Genomic DNA, 17,620 nt, shown 5'->3' on the forward strand with positions numbered 1-17,620 from the left:
TATCGGTTATCTTATATAAAATATAACACCATTATGAACAACCGTCAACGGTTAAAATGAGAGTTTTCGAACTTTTTTCAGTACCGTACTATTTAATTTTCAAAGATCAATTCTTTCTACAAAATTCAAATTGTATAAAGTTTAATTAATTAATGCATTTGTAAAATTCACACCACAATTAAGTTTCTTTTATTCAACTTCACACTAATTTCTCATCCAAATTTGGCGCAAATATGAAGGATAATTTATTCTTATTGGTGCATGATTCACTCCATAGGCTATTGATTCAAAAGTTAAAACATTATATTTATCAAAATACTCTTCGTATTCATCTACTAACTCTTCAATAAAACAATTTTTATTAACCACTCTTTCTCCATCTATAATAAACTTTGATATAAAAGCTGTATCAACATACTCATTACAAGTTATGGCAATCACAAAGTCTTTCTTACTTTGATCATAATATGGGTTTAAAAAATAAAATATCCTCCACTCTAGATCACTTGCAATCTTATGCGCTTCTTCCTCTGTTTTCGCTTTGAAAGTATGATTTGTACTCACTATAATTTCAAAACCACCATCACAACATGCAAAATCAATCTTATACTCTTTCATTTCTTCTTCATTATAGTCTGGCACATTACCACAAATATCACATTCACCATAGTAACCAATGATTTCACCGTCACCATTTTTATCAATCTTTTGCATTTTGTGTACCGTAACCGTATTACAATTCACACAATTTATTCCTGAATCAAACTCTTCTATGATAACTGATTTTGACATTTGCATATCCCTCCGTTTTTATACAAAATTCAAATTGTAATACGTTATCAGTCAAACTTTCATCAGTGGAGGTTTGACTGATTAACTATCTAAAATATGCAATTGCTTTTAGAAAACATCTTCTCCATCAATCCAAGTTTCATAGCCTTCAAAGTCAACTCTTAGATCACATCCGTTCTTGCTATATTTTTTATCTAATATTTTACCTGTGGATACAAGAGGAATATCTGGCTCATAAGAAGATGAACTTAATTCTATTCGCTGACCGATTTCAAATTTATCAAATATATCCTTATACTTTTTTTCTTGTTTTTTATGAAGTTCTTCAATACTCAAATTAACTACCGTATTCATAATTCATTCCCCCATTTTATATAAAATTCAAATTTGATTAAACCCTACTATCTAATTCAGTAGGCTTCAAAAATCAGCGCAAAAAACATAACTATAAAAATCAAAAATATCAAAAAATAGACACATGAAATTCTCATATCATCTTTATTCATATTATCTGCGCCCCCTTCTTTGTGAAGAATTTCGAAGCCTATTTATCTTTTCTTTTTTTTCAGATTTGTGATTAGTTGAACCGAATAATAAAAAACGCAAAAGGAAAAACATTGCGCCTAAACCTAACAAGCTACAAAAAACATTCCAAGAACTAAGATCCACCATCATATTATTTTCCGCCTTTTTTTCTATAACATTCAAATTTGATTAAAACTCTGCAAAGATCCTTCTATTTATTGTTCATTTTCAATAATGTAATATCCTTGGCTAGAAATTGATTTTATACGCTTTAAATCATCAATTATCCTTGCATTTAATTCTACTATGGTTCTACTTCCCCCATTTCGTCCATCGAGATCATCCAATTCCCATAGCAAACTTTTCTCACCATCAAACCCCTTAAATTCGGGGTTAATTCCTTCTTTTAAAACTTTTATGGCATCTTCACAAGCATGAACTAGATCTTCAGGAGAAACTAATTTTAATTTCTTTGAGTTTGGAGGTTCAAATTGACTATATATCGGAATATGTATTCTATAATTTCCAAATACAGCTCTTAATGTCCCACTTGTTGTGTAAGTAAATCTTAATTCGCCTTGATCAAAATATCGTATCATCTCATCAAAATCATTTTCTTCATGTTCTACGATTTCAAATTGTTTGAAATAAGTCCAAGTTACTCCCATAAATTATTCCTCCCTACGTTTTATACAAAATTCAAACTTGATTAAATACCTGCTACTTGGGGTACAAACCGCGAAACGGAAAAAAACCACGCTAAGGATTTTCGAGCCATTTTAACGCTAATTTAAATTGTGTTGTATTCGAAATTAGATCATTTCGATAAATTGTGTTGCGTTAGCACCCATTTGCATTGGTCTTTTTTAGTTTTAATGCAACACAAATGACATTGTGTTGTATCAAAATGTTCTTAACGGGACAAAACTTAAAGAATTTTATGTTGAAATTTGCTTAACGTGGTTTATTTCCAAAATGCTGGCGGTACCCCTACTTAACCATATACTTTTATAGGTGCTGTTTTATTTCGAAGTAACCATTGTTGTAGTTCTTGATACTTGCAAGCCTTTTCACAAATATCCTGAAATATTAGAATCTCATATTCAGTACGGTCTTTTAATTCCTTTTCAAGAAAATTCTTTACTTCATATGGATTTATATTACAGCTCTCCACGATACAATTATGAATATGTTTTATTCGCCCTTGATCGTATAGTGCTAAAATATTTCCTATCATTTCTTCCTTCGTCTCCATAAATTCATTCGTAACACGCTTTTCACGCCAATTAACCTTTAAATCTTGTGAGAAAAACTTTCCTATCTCTCGTGAAGGTTCTTCTTGAAATACAGCTAATATCTTTGTATCTTTATTTTGTGAATAAGTTAGAATATTTTCTAAAACACTTGGATATTCCTGTTCGATCCAACCAGCATTATCAATTATAATAATGTCACTTTGAGATAGAACTGTTAGCATTTTATCTTTTATTAAAATAGATTTATAATTTTTTTGAATTATATCCTCTATTCCATATACTTTCATACCATTGATATTTTTACTCATTTCAACATATTCTTCAAAAACATCAACCACTAAAACGCTGGAATATTCAACTAATAATCTAGGGATTATATGTTTAATTGTAGTTGTTTTCCCACTCAGTGGTTTACCAACCACTATTAGATTCCCTTGTAATTTCTCAATGTTTACATAACTTTCAATCATTCTCTCTATCTCCTAGCTTAAAATAGATTTAATCTACGTATTTAAACGCAACTGGGGAAGCTGTTAATTCAAGATAAGGAAGCTCATTCGCTTTTGCTTGTCTACAAAACTCTTTAAGAAGTGTCATTCCTTCTTCGATACTTAATATTTTGTAGAAATTACTGTTTATATCATCAATAAAGAATTCAATTATTTCAACACTATCAAATAAAGAGTTCGAGTCTATTTCTGTAATTAACTTCTCATTGTCTATATCAATTTTTACAGACAAATAATTCGTTACACCATCAAGAGCATCCTCTTCAAATTTATGAGTATTAAATTTAATTGTCGCATCAAAAGAATAATCTGATTTCAAATCATTATAAGTAAAACCATGCCAATTAAAAATATATCCATATGCTATCTTCTTATTTTCCCCTTTACTTTCTTCTATATAATTGACGTGTTCTTCAGTGGAATTTTTTTTATTTTGTTCAACATCATCCAATTTTCTAATTTCTTTACTTGCTCTCCAATAAGAACGAATAGCTGACATTGCATGTTCTTCATCAGGTACGTTTGCTATCTTTAGGTAACATTTACCCTGATAAGCTATTACAAATTCACCTTCAAAATCCCACTTTTCATCCTGCTCAATTTCCCTATATAATGAATAATCATCTCCATCTCTACCTTGAATTAAATAGTTTGGTATTTTAAAATTTAATCCTTTAAACTCCGCTTCGGGTGGTACAATCACTTTCGTAGTTACTGTATCCATGATTCATTCCTCTCCTTTTCCAAAAATAACTATTTTGTTTAAATTTCATGTAGTTCGCCGATATAAGCTGTAACATATTGAATATGAGATTCTTGATTATTTTTTCCGAAACATGTCTCTATTCGGTCTATGCTTATACTTGGAAATCTTTCTTCCAATAAGCTTATCAATAACTTTTTATTAGTATCGTTATCTACTAATTGCAATTCGTTATCTTCTTTTATAAGGACGAATCCCCGATCACGTAATTGTTGGATTTTATCTACTTCATCTTTTTTATCTGATATTGGTTTTTTGCTAAAGATTCTGCTAAGTCTGGTTAAACTAAAAGCGAACTTTACATTCAATCCACCATACTCAGTGAAGGTCATTTCAGAAATATGATTAAATCCAATTTCTCTCCACCAGCCTTTAATTTTATTAGTTAATGCATTAAGTTGTTCACTCAAACCATCAATAGGCTTCATATCAGCCATCTTTTTTTCTAGTTCTCTAATACGTAAATTTGCATTCCTAAGATCATTACTACGTCTTTCTCGTTCCCTAGCCAAGTCAGATTCGTAATTTGTTTCTTTAGCTATAACTGAAATATGACTTTCTGATAAAGAAATAAGTGTCCCCTTCATTTCCTCTGTTAACTTATCTTTTGATAACCATTCATGCATTTGTTGTGCTGTAAAATATAAATCTTTTAATCTCTTTAAAGTGACCGCCTTTTGATCTTCATTCAAAACAACTAATGTTTCTTGGTTTCCCATCTCTCATTCTCCTTTTCTCGTTTTCTTGTTTTTGAATAAATCCTGTACGCTTTTTATTTTTTTTATCTTTTTTTATAATTTCTAGGTACATACTTAGATATATTTCATTCATAAACTTATCTATTTTTACTCCCTCCGATCTCGCTTTAATCATTGAAAGATATAAGGAAAGTCTATTAAATTTGTAACCACTCTTTTGTGAGAATTGTCTTCAATAAATTAAACTTAGAGGTCTTTTTATCAAGACAATGTATGTTAGCACAATCCGCATTGTACCCCTTTATACATAAATGTATCTTCTCTTGAAACGAATCAGTTTTAGTAGATGCTTCGTATATAACCTCGCATCCAACCTCTTTATTGTCTTTATATAAAACCACAGTGTAAATGTTAAGAATATCCTTCACACTGATCCCTCCCTTAATTACAAAGTAATGTAACAATATCTACTGCTGTATTATCCGCTACTTGATAATACATTTCTAAGCCACGTCTTTCTGATTTTAAAACTCTCGTACTTTTTAATTTTGCTAGATGAACAGATACAGTAGATTGTGGTATATCTAATTGTGTTTGTATTTGAGTTACATTGCTAATCTTACATGAAATAAGGTATCGTACTATTTGAAGACGGATGGGATGCCCTAGAGCCTTTAGCATATCTACTGATTTTTCTGTTACAGTTTGTAAATTTTTTTCTACTAGTTTCATATTATACATTCCTTTTATATTAATTTTGTAATGTTGTTAACTAATAATCTTGTAAACATTTGTTCTATAAAACTCTTAATCTATTAACCACAAAGTATTCATGAATACTTTGTGGTTAATAGAACCTACAATCTTTTAATATTATAATTACATTATACACTAAATATAGTTTAAAATAAACAACTTTATAAACTGTATTTAGTTTATTTTTAGTGTCATAATTAAAAGGAGGAGATATAACCTCGTCCTTTTAATTAATCACAACTTGAGCTATTGTCATTGCTACTATCATTATAGTTATTCGAGGAATTATCAGGTGAACACATCCCACTTGATTTATCTAATCCATTATCAGCGTCTAGTATTATGTTATTAATAGTACTTGCTGTAATTAAGGGATCTACTAGATCACTAGCATTTATATGTTTTTTTTCCTCAGTAAAATGATGTACGTTTGAGTGTCTATTGGAACGTCTAACTATATTGGTTTTGTCGCTAGATATTTCAATTTCTTTTTTATCCATGCTTACTTTACAAGATTTCAAATTTTTATCTTTCATATAATTTACAACTTTATCTACGTCTTTTCCCATAATAGGTTCTTCCTCTTGTTTAAAAAAGAGCGACAACCCCTTTGTAAAGAAATATCCCATTAAAACAACCAAACCGAGCCAAACAAAAATTCTTATTAGTAAAAACCAATCAAATGCTAGATTTTCCATATTTTCATGCTCCCTTCATTAGAATCTTATTTACACACTATTCGAATTCATCAATACGGAAATCCTCATAAATTTTCGGTTTTTTCATAGTTGGCCTATTCCCTTCAAATTCAACATTATCAGACCAATTTATTTTTACTTTTTTATAAAATTCTTCTAACTCTTTTGATGTTAATAGAGACAATAAAAAACACAACTCACTTTCTACCTGAAGTAAACCTGAAGTAATATATCCTCTTTCATATTCACTTTTTTTACCTGCATTACTAATAAAATCATGCATACCTATTAAAGCAAGCATCCGATTAGTAAATTTGCCACTGTTTTCATCGTTATTAAAAGCTTCATATTTTGCAAACATATAATCATTCCTTTTTATAGTGTTCTTAATCTTTTATCCAAAAATCCATATTCCTATAAACAAATAAGCAAAAAGCGCAAAAACAAATGCAAATCCAAACACTAGAGATTTACCAAAGGACATACTTTTATGATCTTCCACTGATTATTTTTCCTTTCTTAATGAATTTTATTCCGTTTCTAGCAATAACATATTTTTAATAGGGGATTCTGTTTCAAGTTCTTTCTCATCCCTTATCCATATAACAACGTCACGTTCACTATCTAACCCTCTGTTTATAGTTTTTACACATAGGGCTACACCTTCATTTTTTGAGATGATATTTCTTACACGTTTTCCTTTTATATCAAACTCTTTTTTCATATTCTCACTCCGTCACATTCTCTATAGTCCCAATAAACATAAAGTTGACATTATCATATTTGAAAATTTCTATTTTATTAACTCCGTCTTCATTTACCTCTAGATAATTACATAAGATGGTATTTGCCATATAACCAGCTTCCTCTTGGTTTTCTAATAGATAGCTATCACAATCTACAACAGTATTATCCTTCTTTGCTACAAATGAATATATATCTTTCAAAATAATTCATCCCTTTCTCCAAAATTCCCGTCTTTTTTGATATAAAATTCAAACACTAAAACTTTTGACATTCTCCATCGCACATATAAATAGGTCTTTCACAATTATCACAGATATACTTAAACCTTAAAGTGCCTACAATTTTATTTACCACTGTTCTATCAAACTCGTATCCTACAGAAGTATAATCACACCATGATTGACTGTATTTTTCTACTCTTATAATCTGACTAACTATTTTCGTTAAAACGATATCAATAAATGATGCTATAGGCGTTTTATTGGTATTATCTCTATCTGGATAATCTTTTAAGCATGTAATAAATGTCCATTCTAAACCTTTCAAATTAGTAAAATATGTACTCTCCGTTTCCCAATCACAGGGATCTACTTGTAAATCTAAATCCCCTTTTTGTTTTAGTCTTTTTTGAATGATATCTTTACTAAACGGAATGAGGGTACTTCTTTCAATTTCGTAATATTCTTTAAGAAACGGATAAATTTCAATTGCTTTCTTCCAATCCCCATTGTTAATTAATTCAACTAAACCTTTGTATTCTTCCTTAATGATTACCTTGCCACGAAATGCCGTAAATTCTCCCATGATATCACCTCATTTATAATAAGTTATCTTTTAAACATGTACCCAATAATAGAATAAGGAACATAACCCAGCAATTTAAATAACAATTGCGATTTAAATTTTTTGAAATACCAACGATTCCTTATTTAAGGTTTCTATAATAATTTCTTTTATTTTATGCATTGCTTCTTCAGCTTCATTGTGATTCAAAAATGTATATATACCATTTTCAAAATCAAAGTATTCCAAGTTTATTAAATAAGAGTAATTCCCTGTCAAAAAAGCCCTATGCTCTCTATTTCTATAACTTACAAGCTTGATATTAAAATGATCTTTCTGTAGATATTTCACAATAAAATTTTTATATTTAATTCTAAAGTGTGGCTGGTATATTTTGACTACATTTTGAATTCTTTGTTTGAATTCATCATTGAAATAACAAATTTTAACATGAAGTACATATGGCTTTTCTAATGTCTTATTTACTTCTATATTGGTATCTAGTTTATAAAAAATATGCATTTTTCTATTTCTCCATTATACTAAGATTTAATTTCATTAGGTTTTTTAAATAAAAATCGTAATACAATTATAATTGTCCAAATCCAAAGTATTACTTTACCAATATTAAGCAATAGATATGTTTTATTTTGCATTCCACTAACTATATTTGTTGATACAGTAGGTTCTGTATAAAAATCCAGTGAAAATAGATAAGTAATAGCTTCTATTAATCCCATTCTAGCCTGTGCTGGGAACACCCAAAATGTCATCGGTATTACAAAAAACACACCAATCCAAACAACAGCCCCCCAATCAATCTGTTTGATATTATGGATAGGTCTTTCAATCAAACTCATGTTATTTATTTTTTTCATGTTCATTCCACCTTTTCAAAAAATTATTTTATAAATTGAAGAATACAAATTACAATTAAGCAAGTAAGCATTGCTGGTAGCATAATTTTTAATTCATCCGGTAATTCTTTCTCCAAAATAGCAAATATTAGATTCACTATTATTGCCAAAAATATAAATAGAGCTAGAGATCCAAGAAACATTATTGGTATGATTGATAATGAATTCATTTATTTTCTCCATTCAAAACTAATTAATTTTTATATCGTTATACCATGTATCGCTATAAGCATTGTGCCTGTCAGATATACCATAAAACCAGCTAATGCAAACATCTTAAGAAATTCATTATTTTTTTCACTATGTCCATTAAGCATTCTATAAAGAACACTAGCATTAAACCCTAATAAACATAAAGCTACAGGTATACCAATATACCACTTTCTTAAAGGAGCAAATATCCCCGAAACCACCTCTTGTATAGCCATTTCATTCGTTAATCCAGCTTGTTGTAATAAATCACCCATTGATGATAAAGCAAGAAACATTAAAACCGAAAATCCGAATATACTAAAAAACTTATTCATTTTATATCCTCCTAGCTTTAAATAAATTTGTATTTTAATAGAGATCTTTAATTCTCCATACTCCCTCTAGCTGATACTTATTAACAAGGTATTTTAAGAAATCAAAATAACTTTGTCCTGATTCTTTAAAGTCCCATGTTTCATCTAAAAGGGTAGTGATTACATTAATTTGTCCTCTAACGAAACTGGATTTCACATGATATTTCCCATCATTTTCTGATTTTTCTATTCTTATAAACTCATTAATCCGTTCAGTAAGCATTTCTCTAATAGCTTTTGAGGATAGTATAACTTCCGGTATTTCCATACTCATATTTTCTAAATTAAAATCCTTAGCTTCTTGCTTATGATATTTAACGTTCTTATTAGGGTTTTGTGCATTATAAAACTCCCTATTGAACTCTCTTAGTTTATTCAATTCTTCATCTGAACAATGCTTCCATATCATACCTTCATCTAATATCCTTGTTTTCTCTTCACCTAGAAGCCCTTGATCCCTTATCTCTTTCACCATCTTTTCTAAGGCTTCCAACATATCGTCTACTCTCATTTTTTGACCTAAAATATCTCTATTATTTTCAAGAAACCTCATGTACCTTTCTAATTCTTCTAATTTCATCAACTCATATCAATCCTTTCATTTTTCATTTAAACTATTACTAGTAAATACACCTTCAGCTTTTAAAAACCTTTCAAGAGCATCATATAATTTCAGTTCGTTGTTATTACAATACTCTTCATTGTCGTGAAGAACGCTTGCTTCTTCTAATGTATCCAAATTACTCCATAATTCATGAGACAACTTATGTACTTTCTTACGAATTTCTTTAAGATCAACAGCTTCCATTAAAATCACTACTTTCATAATAAATTCTAAAACTATTAATTTTTTCTATTTAACGCCTTTTCCAAAGCATTTTAAACAAGGAATTTTTATACCTGTCTCTTGTAATCCAAAACCAAATCTATCTTCTTTTATTGAATAACTCTTGCTAAAGACAAACCCTTTTCCATTACAAGATTTACATTTTCTAACTCTCATTTCTCTTATCCCTCCAATAAGTATTCTTGAATACCTTTATCTTCAAACATCCAAAAATGCGCTTATCTAACTTACTATCTTATTATATCATATTTTATTAATAAAACAAATATAGTTTATTAATAAAAACAATGTAAACTATATTTGTTTTAAAGGGTGGGTGGTGGGTATTGATATAAAGAATAAGCGTAGCTTATTTTCAATGCCTTTATATAAAAAATGAGAACAAGATTTTCTATCTCATTCTCATTTTTTATAACTACTTGATATATTCTCCAAAGCTAAATTTTTCAATATACATTTTTTAAGCATAGGCATAACAAGTTCTAAATTTAAAAATACCATAAATAAAATTTTGTATGTAGGAATCGAACATTTTACAAGTACCGTCCATAACAAATTAAGAATAGAGTTTGTTACAGTTGTATTTGTCACATGGTTAAGATCCACCAAGAAACGGTCTATTATCTCTACATTAGAGATAGGCATTACACATAAAAAAATAAATGACACAAACAAAGTAACCACAAAAGGTTTAAAAATAATATTAGTTATTGTTTTTGGTAAGCTAAATATAATGACCACCTACTTTGTTAATTTTTTATGTTGATATATAAGAGAATAAGGCTACATCACAACAGTTATTCCCTATCTTATATCTCATTTATTGTATAAAAATCATACAATAAATGTAGTTTAAAGTAAATGTTATTTTTAAAATACATCTAGTTATACATATAAATAAAAACGGAATCAAAAGATTCCGTTTTTATTTATGCTCGTTTCAATCTATTTTGGCGATACTTTTTAAAATCTTTCTCCTTAACAACCCTATCTAATGTATTCAAAGCTTCTTCAATTAGTTGTTCGTTATTTTCTTGGCTCTTTAAATATGATTGATACTCTTGAACTAATTCTTCCGCCCAATCTTCTATTTCTTTATTTTCAATTGGTTGATATTCCACAACGTTACTATATACAGGAATATCAGCATATCTTTCCTCATAATTAAATTCATCCGCTGTCTCATCTTTTAATTCATAAACAAATCCTTTTAAAACTTTTTTCCCATTTTCGATATCATGAATTAACTCAACCATAATTTCAGTCTTTCCATCATCTAAAAACGCTTTTCCGAATTGCATTATTTAACACTCCCTTTAAATAGTTTATCTAACTTTAACTCTAACTGAAGGAGTTCACTTTTTATTATAAATGAATCTTCGCTTTTTATATATTGTCCACCTTCTGAAAGTTTATAAACATATACTTTATTTTTAAACTGATCCAGTATCCAATATTCCTTTACACCATTTTTTTTATATAATTCTACGTTACTCACTAAATCCTTTTCCATATTAGAATGTGATAATACTTCTACAATCACATCCGGTGCTCCTACGATACAATTTTCTCCTACTATATTATGATCGGAAACAACAACAGAAAGATCCGGTTGAGGTTTAACATGTCCAAAACGCCCTTTTACATTTCTTAAATAGACAGTGTAAGGTGCAAAAATACTGACATGCTTCATTTCTAATTGTTTTCTTAATTCATAGTATACATTTCCTAATATTAATTGGTGCTCCGTATTAGGTGTTTTATGCTGATTAAAAATCATTTGCATGTTCCCCCATAGAATCATATTTTTTTCATTATAGTCTTTTAATAGAAACTTTACTTTACATATTATCAATAGTATACTTTTTATTAAGATAATAGCAAAAGACAAGTTGCAACCTTGCCTTTTGCCAATGCTGTTTAGAGTGTGAGGGTCGATTCTTGCACTCTTTTATTTATGTTCAATGAAGTCCATATACATTTCACATTTCGGGCATTTCTTTTTGGGTATGATTTCACTACTCCAATCACCTTCCTTGCATTCTTCACACACGTATTCAATAAAAATAAAATCCCTATGCTCGTGTTCCTTTTTCTTTTTATTAATAGTGATATTGAACATATGCATTTGCTAAAAACCCCAAGTAATGATTGATATCTCTATTATAAAAATCTATTTTTCTTATTTGCTTTTCAATTACTTTTTGTTCTTCTATTGGTGCTTGTTTAATCATATCTATAACAATTTCATTTTCAATTACATGTGTAAGTCCTTTATGTTTAATAACAAAAATATCACTTGGAATGTGCTTTTCTTCAAAAAAACGATCAATAAATGTACGTGTTCTTTCTTTTACTGTATACATATTATTTCCCCTCCTTTGTTTTTCCGTCTTCAAACCCTAAATAACATGCTATAATCTTTAATTTTCGATTCATATTTTCTTCCCCTATCCATTCATATAATTCTTCTTCAATCTCTTGTCCTGTAACAACAATACTCTCAGGTTGATCGCACATACCCGCAAATATTTCTATTTGTTGATTCGTATAATCCATAGCATTATCCCATTCGGTGAATAAATGCACATTCTGTTTTGTTTCTTCTAGATTCCATAACTCTTTTACAACAATAATTTCTGTATTTTTCATAGAATCTAATATATAGTCTACATGCCATTCCTGATTTTTATCTGATTTAAAAATCAAGGTTACTTCCCCATCATATGGATTTAGTTTAATCACCACGTTTTCATTCATTTCTTCAGCAAAACCCACATAACAAAAGAATCCAGCTTCATACTTTTGATATACAATGTCTTGGATCTCAAAAGTATTTTGTCTTTCCATAAATTCTTTTAGATCTTGAAAGATTTGTTCTTGCATGTTTTTTAATGTTTTCATGTTTTTTCTCTCCTTTTTTTGCATTTGCATTACGCAAATGATCTTCCCAAAGGGAATTATTTTTGCCATTTGACATGAAGCATGGAACATCCGCATAGGGAAGTTGGCAAGGGTTTTAGCTGAAAAAATTTTATGTCCGAATTTTTTTATCGGAATAAAAATTTTTCAGCCCCTTGCCAATTTCCCTGAATCACTTAGCAAAAAACAGGTTAAACCGAAGGGGAAACTTTGACCTGTTTTTTGCTTAGTGATTCTGCGGTATGTTACAGTGCGTAGTGCAAATGCAAAAATAATATAAATAAAAAGAGTAGGCGTTTGCCTACTCTCCGCTTTTAATCTTTTGTTTTTTCCGGTTCGTCCAGCATGTGCCTTGGCAAACACAGGAGGAACTTACAGAGAGTAGCGTGAGCGTACTCTCTGTAGTTATCCCTGTGTTTAATGCTGTGAGCGACACATATCTCCTTGTTAGCTTCTGAAACGCCTGTACAGGCTTTCAGAAGGTTATAAGGAGTAAGTGCCACCGCCCAAGCCTAAAAAAGCACTTATTCTCCCTCTTAGAAAGAACAAGTGCCAATATTCTAATTATTTATCATAAAAAATATCTACCCTACTTAATCATTAGGTATTTCAACAGATAAACTCGGTTTTGCTGGTGATGGTGTTTCTCCACCATTAAGTGACGCTTGTTTTAAACTACTAAAACTATTGATACTACATGCTAAAGTACCTACTAATACCATGCCTAATACAACCTTCTTTATTTTAATCATTATTTCAACGCCCCTTTTCTCAAATGTTTCTTGTCTGCATTGTTACTAATATAAAAGTATTTACTTGCTTTAACATGATCATCAGTTTCATAGAATTGAATGGCCAACATTTCGGCATATTCTTTTACGCAATCCCACATTCCTTCTTTTTCAAAATAAGAAATTGCATCTGTAACAACTTGTTCTAAACGTGCTTTAGGTAATTCTGTGACTAATTCATTTATAACTGCAAAACGATGCTTATATTCTGCATTTCCTGATTGAATTGCGCTTTTCATTCCCTGTTCTATATGTTGTTTTGCTGTTTCAATATCACCTAATTTATAATATGCTCTCGCTAGAACAAATAAAGCTTTATAATGATTCGGAATTTTATTTACAATTTCAGAACTATGTCTAATAGCCAATTCATATAAATTTTCAATATGGTATAACCATCCTAAATTGTAACGCACCTTAATTAACAAATGCTCTTCATTATTCCTTTTGAGAACATCTATTACCTTATTAAGACATTCTTCAGCCCTTCCGAATTCCCGTAAATCTATACAAGCTATACTGTATAGGTTATCACATAATGCATGATTGATTTCATATCCTATATGATTTGAAAACATTTCTTTAGCCTTTAATACATGCTGAATACCTTCAAATGGTTGGTATGAATGATAGTAAAAACTTGCCATTCTATATTCAAATTCAGCCTTTTCTATTTCATCAGGAATATAAATTAAAAGTTCTTCCGCTTTATCATAATGTGCTTTTGCATCATTGTAATTAGACAAAATTGTAGAATGTATTGCTTTAAAGAAATGATAATAGTAAGCCAAAAATAAATATTGATCTTTGATTCCTGAAAGTTCTTCTACCTTTTCAAACGATTCCTTTGTAATATTAATTCCTTCTACTAAAACTTTATATCTAAATTCAAGTAGTGAATAATAGAGTGAAAGATATTGATCTGTTTCAATTTCTTTTAAATTTTCTTCTATTTTCATTTTTAACTGATTGGATTTCTCGACATGATACAAACGGATTTCTTCATACCATTCATTCAATAATCTTATTAATTGCTCTCTTCCTTTTGTCTGAATGCTCATAATATCCCCCTTCTTTCTATATACAGTCTTAATCCGATAATAACAGAAATTGGGTACAATGAATTTTACTACAAGATTTCTCATAAATAAACAGAATATTCTGAAATAAAAAAGACATATCCTATTTTTTTATCTAGGGATATGTCTAAAATGACGAATCATGTTTATTATACATTTTTGTTGTTGTTTATAAAAATATTATGTATACCTAACAAACAAAATAGGTGAATCACCTATTTTGTTTGTTCCGCTTTAATAGTAGAAATAAGAGCGAATGTAATCACATCAAATAATTTCTCAGGACAATTGGAAACGAAATGTGCAATCGCAATTTCTATCACTTCGCCAACTGTTTCTACATCTTTTGCTAACATTTTGATCCTTTGTCTTTCTGTTTCATCAATTCTCACATTCAATACGACTCTTTTATGTGAGACACTAACTTCTTGATGAATGATTTCTTTCAATTCCTTCATTCTTTTACTTTGTAAAAACGATTTTAATGATGCTACATTATTTGTCTGTTTAAATACATCATCAATCATCATTTTCAAAAACTCAGGCTTATTAGTCGTTGATAATTCAGTAATGGTAGGGTAATTAAAATGTTTTATAATTAGAAATTCAGTAAACTTAGATCTCTTATATATCATGTAAGTTGCAAGGAAAACATAATTCATGACAGGATCTATTTTGTACGATTTGTTAGGTATTGTATTGTTTGTATCCATTTTTCCTACCTCTCCAATACATATAAAATAAAAAAAGGAAACAATAACGAGTTACTGTTTCCTTTAACAATCAATTAGTTCGATAAAAATCAAAGGTATTATAAGCATCCTCTATAATCTCAACAGTAACGATATCTCTTTTGATAATACCATTTTTCCATTTCGCTGTGAACATGAAGTAAATATTACCTTTTTCTAACTTCGTTCTCGGATCAGTCATGGATGGTTCAAAAATATCAAGATTATATATTGGATGACTTGAATTTAAAGGCTTTCTAATAATGAGATCCTGTTTGTTTACTTGCATTCCTTTGAATTCTAATGTAACAAATTCAATCGGATAATTTGTTACATTGGCTGACGTAACAAATTTTTCCCCTGATACAAATTGCTCCGGTAAATGGTTTAGCTTTTTATGAATTTCTTGCCACTCTTTTGTATGATCCACTTTCCCTTTAATACTAAGTGGTTCAGCTTTAAAAGAGACTTTCGCTTCTCCCTTTTCACCATGAGGATCTGTTACTGTTGCTTTAAATTCATACGATCCATCTTTTATCGAATCTATTTTATATTGTAAGGTCTTCCCTGATATAGCTTTCTTTTCTTCAAATACTTTCTTCCAGTTTCCTTGATTCTCTTTCATTTCTAGTATAACTTGTAGCTTTTCTTTATCACTAGGATCTTCATCACTCGGTAACATTTCTAAAGTGACATTATCTCCTTCAAATACTGGATTAGGGTTATATTTCAATTCAATTTTAGGTACTGTATTTACATAAGGAGTAGTGGAAACTTCATTGTCGTTTTCATTTATCTCTTTAATCACATTTTCATCGTCTACTTTTGCCCGAAATGTATGATCCCCTGAATCTTCAGCCTTGAAAGTAAAATATTTTGTAGCCTTTTCTCCTTTTTTCATACTCTTCATATCTATTGTTTGTAGCTTTTTATTATCTTGGTAGAATGCTATTTTAAATGCTTTTACATCTAATTCACCATCATTAATAAAGTCTACTTTCGCCTTATATTCTTGGCCTTTAACTAAATGATTAATAGCTTTGTTATTTGAATCTAAAATAGTAATAGATTGCGCTTTTAAGTTTGTCGCCCGAATATCTCCAACATACTCAACTTCTACATCCCATTTTCCGCTTGTATCATATTCATTCCAATGATCAAATACTTCCTTGGAAAGTTTACCTTTATAAGTTGCCTTTCCAGTGAAATCTTTGAGAATATCAGGCAAGTTAAATGTTCCTCTATATTCCTGAGCATATCTATATCCTTGCACTTGCTTTATATAATCAATCCATACGCCTTTACGATATCTATTAGTCCTCCCCGATTCTGATTTCCAACGATAACCGAACTGTGCTGTTTTATAATGCCATCTTGGATCTTCAGCATCTTGTACGTCCCATTCATCCCATCCCCAATCCTCAACTATCCAATTCTCCTTATCAGGCTCTAATCCGTAATATGTATCAGGTTTAAGGGGTTTAGAATCACTGAAGTTATACATATCACCATAATAAGTATACGGGTTATATGACATAAATCCTAAACGACTATTTCCAGCACCATCATAGTATTCAGCTCGTCCTTCACTTCGGCTCTGTATCCACATTCCTTTAGAATCCACCGAATATTTATCACCCGATTGAGGAACTTGGAAATTAAGAGTTTGTCCACTTCTTTCATCATAATAGTTTTTCGATATACTAGATGGTGCTGGCGCTTGCCACGAATACCTTCTAAATATGTTGTCTTCCCAATGTCCATCTAGGTTAACAGTTCTATTTGTTTCCCAATTTTTTGACCACTCAACATTTCCCACTAGAGGGATTTTCCCTTGATACCCATCTTCATTAATTGTCACTTCTTTTGGCACTAACGATTGATCATTAGTATGGTAGGTATTACTAACTGTTTTTGTAAACTCTTTGGTTTCTGTTCGATAGATACCATCCTTATGATGTACCTTTTCTTTTGGTGTTAATTTAATACGTGTAGCCTTTAGAATACCGGTGTGACCATCTTGATCATAAGCGATGCTATCAGGATAATCACCGTATTCTTGATTCGGATAGGGAACAATTTTCGGATTTTCCCAACGCATATCTTTCCGGATTTCACCATAATGTATCCATCTTGTAGTTTGTTTTTCAGCATGTGCTTCTTTGACAGGATATTGAAATATGCTACTTACTATGAGAGAAGATAAAGCGATTTTTAATACTTTATGTTTCATGATATCT

The 17,620-nt window shown here is 30.0% G+C and carries 27 protein-coding genes; all 27 read right to left on the bottom strand.

Going from position 1 to position 17,620, the window contains the following annotated elements; genetic code table 11:
* Positions 1 to 204: 204 nt before the first annotated feature.
* The 27 genes from ACS2CR_RS19365 to ACS2CR_RS19495 all read right to left on the bottom strand — a co-directional run bounded on the left by ACS2CR_RS19365 (position 205) and on the right by ACS2CR_RS19495 (position 17,613).
* Complete coding sequence (locus ACS2CR_RS19365; RefSeq protein ID WP_153603015.1) at positions 205 to 792, bottom strand: hypothetical protein; 588 nt, start codon at positions 790 to 792, stop codon at positions 205 to 207.
* 108 nt (positions 793 to 900) lie between these two features.
* The gene (locus ACS2CR_RS19370; RefSeq protein ID WP_437261324.1) at positions 901 to 1,146 is read right to left on the bottom strand and encodes a hypothetical protein; all 246 of its coding nucleotides are present in this window, start codon (positions 1,144 to 1,146) and stop codon (positions 901 to 903) included.
* Between the two features lie 386 nt (positions 1,147 to 1,532).
* Positions 1,533 to 1,985 (bottom strand): vacuolar protein-sorting protein 36, encoded by a 453-nt coding sequence (locus ACS2CR_RS19375; protein ID WP_437261325.1) that lies wholly within the window; start codon positions 1,983 to 1,985, stop codon positions 1,533 to 1,535.
* A 326-nt stretch (positions 1,986 to 2,311) separates the two neighbouring features.
* The gene (locus ACS2CR_RS19380; protein WP_097939214.1) at positions 2,312 to 3,043 is read right to left on the bottom strand and encodes a hypothetical protein; all 732 of its coding nucleotides are present in this window, start codon (positions 3,041 to 3,043) and stop codon (positions 2,312 to 2,314) included.
* A 28-nt stretch (positions 3,044 to 3,071) separates the two neighbouring features.
* Positions 3,072 to 3,806 carry a hypothetical protein gene (locus ACS2CR_RS19385; RefSeq protein ID WP_097939212.1) on the bottom strand — a complete coding sequence of 245 codons (735 nt, stop codon included), beginning with the start codon at positions 3,804 to 3,806 and terminating at the stop codon, positions 3,072 to 3,074.
* 38 nt (positions 3,807 to 3,844) lie between these two features.
* Entirely contained in the window at positions 3,845 to 4,564 is a 720-nt protein-coding gene (locus ACS2CR_RS19390; RefSeq protein WP_000528045.1) for a hypothetical protein, read from the bottom strand.
* 176 nt (positions 4,565 to 4,740) lie between these two features.
* Positions 4,741 to 4,971, bottom strand: coding sequence for a hypothetical protein (locus ACS2CR_RS19395; protein WP_437261326.1), 231 nt, complete (start codon positions 4,969 to 4,971; stop codon positions 4,741 to 4,743).
* 13 nt (positions 4,972 to 4,984) lie between these two features.
* Positions 4,985 to 5,275: an ArsR/SmtB family transcription factor gene (locus ACS2CR_RS19400; RefSeq protein WP_000779680.1), complete on the bottom strand. Its 291-nt coding sequence runs from the start codon at positions 5,273 to 5,275 to the stop codon at positions 4,985 to 4,987.
* 254 nt (positions 5,276 to 5,529) lie between these two features.
* On the bottom strand, positions 5,530 to 5,997 hold the full coding sequence (locus ACS2CR_RS19405; RefSeq protein ID WP_437261327.1) for a hypothetical protein: 468 nt from the start codon (positions 5,995 to 5,997) through the stop codon (positions 5,530 to 5,532).
* 37 nt (positions 5,998 to 6,034) lie between these two features.
* Positions 6,035 to 6,358: a hypothetical protein gene (locus ACS2CR_RS19410; protein ID WP_000457467.1), complete on the bottom strand. Its 324-nt coding sequence runs from the start codon at positions 6,356 to 6,358 to the stop codon at positions 6,035 to 6,037.
* Positions 6,359 to 6,526: 168 nt separating this feature from the next.
* Positions 6,527 to 6,721: a hypothetical protein gene (locus ACS2CR_RS19415; protein WP_437261328.1), complete on the bottom strand. Its 195-nt coding sequence runs from the start codon at positions 6,719 to 6,721 to the stop codon at positions 6,527 to 6,529.
* 4 nt (positions 6,722 to 6,725) lie between these two features.
* Entirely contained in the window at positions 6,726 to 6,944 is a 219-nt protein-coding gene (locus ACS2CR_RS19420) for a hypothetical protein (RefSeq protein WP_437261329.1), read from the bottom strand.
* A gap of 55 nt (positions 6,945 to 6,999) precedes the next feature.
* Entirely contained in the window at positions 7,000 to 7,548 is a 549-nt protein-coding gene (locus ACS2CR_RS19425) for a hypothetical protein (protein ID WP_086402422.1), read from the bottom strand.
* A gap of 93 nt (positions 7,549 to 7,641) precedes the next feature.
* Positions 7,642 to 8,049, bottom strand: a complete 408-nt coding sequence (locus ACS2CR_RS19430; RefSeq protein ID WP_086402423.1) for a hypothetical protein — start codon at positions 8,047 to 8,049, stop codon at positions 7,642 to 7,644.
* A 20-nt stretch (positions 8,050 to 8,069) separates the two neighbouring features.
* Entirely contained in the window at positions 8,070 to 8,411 is a 342-nt protein-coding gene (locus tag ACS2CR_RS19435) for a hypothetical protein (RefSeq protein WP_003274323.1), read from the bottom strand.
* 233 nt (positions 8,412 to 8,644) lie between these two features.
* Entirely contained in the window at positions 8,645 to 8,971 is a 327-nt protein-coding gene (locus tag ACS2CR_RS19440) for a hypothetical protein (protein ID WP_437261330.1), read from the bottom strand.
* A gap of 34 nt (positions 8,972 to 9,005) precedes the next feature.
* Entirely contained in the window at positions 9,006 to 9,590 is a 585-nt protein-coding gene (locus tag ACS2CR_RS19445; RefSeq protein WP_437261331.1) for a hypothetical protein, read from the bottom strand.
* Positions 9,591 to 9,608: 18 nt separating this feature from the next.
* The gene (locus tag ACS2CR_RS19450) at positions 9,609 to 9,836 is read right to left on the bottom strand and encodes a hypothetical protein (RefSeq protein WP_437261332.1); all 228 of its coding nucleotides are present in this window, start codon (positions 9,834 to 9,836) and stop codon (positions 9,609 to 9,611) included.
* Between the two features lie 27 nt (positions 9,837 to 9,863).
* Positions 9,864 to 10,013, bottom strand: a complete 150-nt coding sequence (locus ACS2CR_RS19455) for a hypothetical protein (RefSeq protein WP_001266018.1) — start codon at positions 10,011 to 10,013, stop codon at positions 9,864 to 9,866.
* A gap of 773 nt (positions 10,014 to 10,786) precedes the next feature.
* Positions 10,787 to 11,158, bottom strand: coding sequence for a hypothetical protein (locus ACS2CR_RS19460; protein ID WP_001159448.1), 372 nt, complete (start codon positions 11,156 to 11,158; stop codon positions 10,787 to 10,789).
* Entirely contained in the window at positions 11,158 to 11,637 is a 480-nt protein-coding gene (locus ACS2CR_RS19465) for a Uma2 family endonuclease (protein ID WP_437261333.1), read from the bottom strand. The genes ACS2CR_RS19460 and ACS2CR_RS19465 overlap by 1 nt, the downstream gene beginning before the upstream one ends.
* A 322-nt stretch (positions 11,638 to 11,959) precedes the next feature.
* Positions 11,960 to 12,223: a hypothetical protein gene (locus tag ACS2CR_RS19470; protein ID WP_437261334.1), complete on the bottom strand. Its 264-nt coding sequence runs from the start codon at positions 12,221 to 12,223 to the stop codon at positions 11,960 to 11,962.
* A gap of 1 nt (position 12,224) precedes the next feature.
* On the bottom strand, positions 12,225 to 12,761 hold the full coding sequence (locus ACS2CR_RS19475) for a hypothetical protein (RefSeq protein WP_437261335.1): 537 nt from the start codon (positions 12,759 to 12,761) through the stop codon (positions 12,225 to 12,227).
* Between the two features lie 611 nt (positions 12,762 to 13,372).
* Positions 13,373 to 13,501, bottom strand: coding sequence for a Phr family secreted Rap phosphatase inhibitor (locus tag ACS2CR_RS19480; RefSeq protein ID WP_437261336.1), 129 nt, complete (start codon positions 13,499 to 13,501; stop codon positions 13,373 to 13,375).
* 29 nt (positions 13,502 to 13,530) lie between these two features.
* Positions 13,531 to 14,631 carry a hypothetical protein gene (locus ACS2CR_RS19485; RefSeq protein ID WP_438906075.1) on the bottom strand — a complete coding sequence of 367 codons (1,101 nt, stop codon included), beginning with the start codon at positions 14,629 to 14,631 and terminating at the stop codon, positions 13,531 to 13,533.
* Positions 14,632 to 14,864: 233 nt separating this feature from the next.
* Positions 14,865 to 15,362: a hypothetical protein gene (locus tag ACS2CR_RS19490; protein ID WP_437261338.1), complete on the bottom strand. Its 498-nt coding sequence runs from the start codon at positions 15,360 to 15,362 to the stop codon at positions 14,865 to 14,867.
* A 70-nt stretch (positions 15,363 to 15,432) separates the two neighbouring features.
* Complete coding sequence (locus tag ACS2CR_RS19495; RefSeq protein WP_437261339.1) at positions 15,433 to 17,613, bottom strand: CARDB domain-containing protein; 2,181 nt, start codon at positions 17,611 to 17,613, stop codon at positions 15,433 to 15,435.
* Positions 17,614 to 17,620: the final 7 nt, after the last annotated feature.

Source organism: Bacillus cereus group sp. BceL291 (assembly GCF_051776705.1).
Lineage (GTDB): Bacteria > Bacillota > Bacilli > Bacillales > Bacillaceae_G > Bacillus_A > Bacillus_A cereus.

Excerpts from the sequence above, each read along its gene's own strand:
- ACS2CR_RS19410 (WP_000457467.1), bottom strand. The coding sequence starts at position 6,358 with ATGTTTGCAAAATATGAAGCTTTTAATAACGATGAAAACAGTGGCAAA.
- ACS2CR_RS19475 (WP_437261335.1), bottom strand. The coding sequence starts at position 12,761 with ATGAAAACATTAAAAAACATGCAAGAACAAATCTTTCAAGATCTAAAA.
- ACS2CR_RS19365 (WP_153603015.1), bottom strand. The coding sequence starts at position 792 with ATGTCAAAATCAGTTATCATAGAAGAGTTTGATTCAGGAATAAATTGT.
- ACS2CR_RS19490 (WP_437261338.1), bottom strand. The coding sequence starts at position 15,362 with ATGGATACAAACAATACAATACCTAACAAATCGTACAAAATAGATCCT.
- ACS2CR_RS19400 (WP_000779680.1), bottom strand. The coding sequence starts at position 5,275 with ATGAAACTAGTAGAAAAAAATTTACAAACTGTAACAGAAAAATCAGTA.
- ACS2CR_RS19445 (WP_437261331.1), bottom strand. The coding sequence starts at position 9,590 with ATGAAATTAGAAGAATTAGAAAGGTACATGAGGTTTCTTGAAAATAAT.
- ACS2CR_RS19390 (WP_000528045.1), bottom strand. The coding sequence starts at position 4,564 with ATGGGAAACCAAGAAACATTAGTTGTTTTGAATGAAGATCAAAAGGCG.
- ACS2CR_RS19465 (WP_437261333.1), bottom strand. The coding sequence starts at position 11,637 with ATGATTTTTAATCAGCATAAAACACCTAATACGGAGCACCAATTAATA.
- ACS2CR_RS19470 (WP_437261334.1), bottom strand. The coding sequence starts at position 12,223 with ATGTATACAGTAAAAGAAAGAACACGTACATTTATTGATCGTTTTTTT.
- ACS2CR_RS19380 (WP_097939214.1), bottom strand. The coding sequence starts at position 3,043 with ATGATTGAAAGTTATGTAAACATTGAGAAATTACAAGGGAATCTAATA.
- ACS2CR_RS19440 (WP_437261330.1), bottom strand. The coding sequence starts at position 8,971 with ATGAATAAGTTTTTTAGTATATTCGGATTTTCGGTTTTAATGTTTCTT.
- ACS2CR_RS19485 (WP_438906075.1), bottom strand. The coding sequence starts at position 14,631 with ATGAGCATTCAGACAAAAGGAAGAGAGCAATTAATAAGATTATTGAAT.
- ACS2CR_RS19370 (WP_437261324.1), bottom strand. The coding sequence starts at position 1,146 with ATGAATACGGTAGTTAATTTGAGTATTGAAGAACTTCATAAAAAACAA.
- ACS2CR_RS19415 (WP_437261328.1), bottom strand. The coding sequence starts at position 6,721 with ATGAAAAAAGAGTTTGATATAAAAGGAAAACGTGTAAGAAATATCATC.
- ACS2CR_RS19460 (WP_001159448.1), bottom strand. The coding sequence starts at position 11,158 with ATGCAATTCGGAAAAGCGTTTTTAGATGATGGAAAGACTGAAATTATG.
- ACS2CR_RS19430 (WP_086402423.1), bottom strand. The coding sequence starts at position 8,049 with ATGCATATTTTTTATAAACTAGATACCAATATAGAAGTAAATAAGACA.
- ACS2CR_RS19435 (WP_003274323.1), bottom strand. The coding sequence starts at position 8,411 with ATGAACATGAAAAAAATAAATAACATGAGTTTGATTGAAAGACCTATC.
- ACS2CR_RS19455 (WP_001266018.1), bottom strand. The coding sequence starts at position 10,013 with ATGAGAGTTAGAAAATGTAAATCTTGTAATGGAAAAGGGTTTGTCTTT.
- ACS2CR_RS19480 (WP_437261336.1), bottom strand. The coding sequence starts at position 13,501 with ATGGTATTAGTAGGTACTTTAGCATGTAGTATCAATAGTTTTAGTAGT.
- ACS2CR_RS19495 (WP_437261339.1), bottom strand. The coding sequence starts at position 17,613 with ATGAAACATAAAGTATTAAAAATCGCTTTATCTTCTCTCATAGTAAGT.
- ACS2CR_RS19405 (WP_437261327.1), bottom strand. The coding sequence starts at position 5,997 with ATGGAAAATCTAGCATTTGATTGGTTTTTACTAATAAGAATTTTTGTT.
- ACS2CR_RS19425 (WP_086402422.1), bottom strand. The coding sequence starts at position 7,548 with ATGGGAGAATTTACGGCATTTCGTGGCAAGGTAATCATTAAGGAAGAA.
- ACS2CR_RS19375 (WP_437261325.1), bottom strand. The coding sequence starts at position 1,985 with ATGGGAGTAACTTGGACTTATTTCAAACAATTTGAAATCGTAGAACAT.
- ACS2CR_RS19450 (WP_437261332.1), bottom strand. The coding sequence starts at position 9,836 with ATGAAAGTAGTGATTTTAATGGAAGCTGTTGATCTTAAAGAAATTCGT.
- ACS2CR_RS19385 (WP_097939212.1), bottom strand. The coding sequence starts at position 3,806 with ATGGATACAGTAACTACGAAAGTGATTGTACCACCCGAAGCGGAGTTT.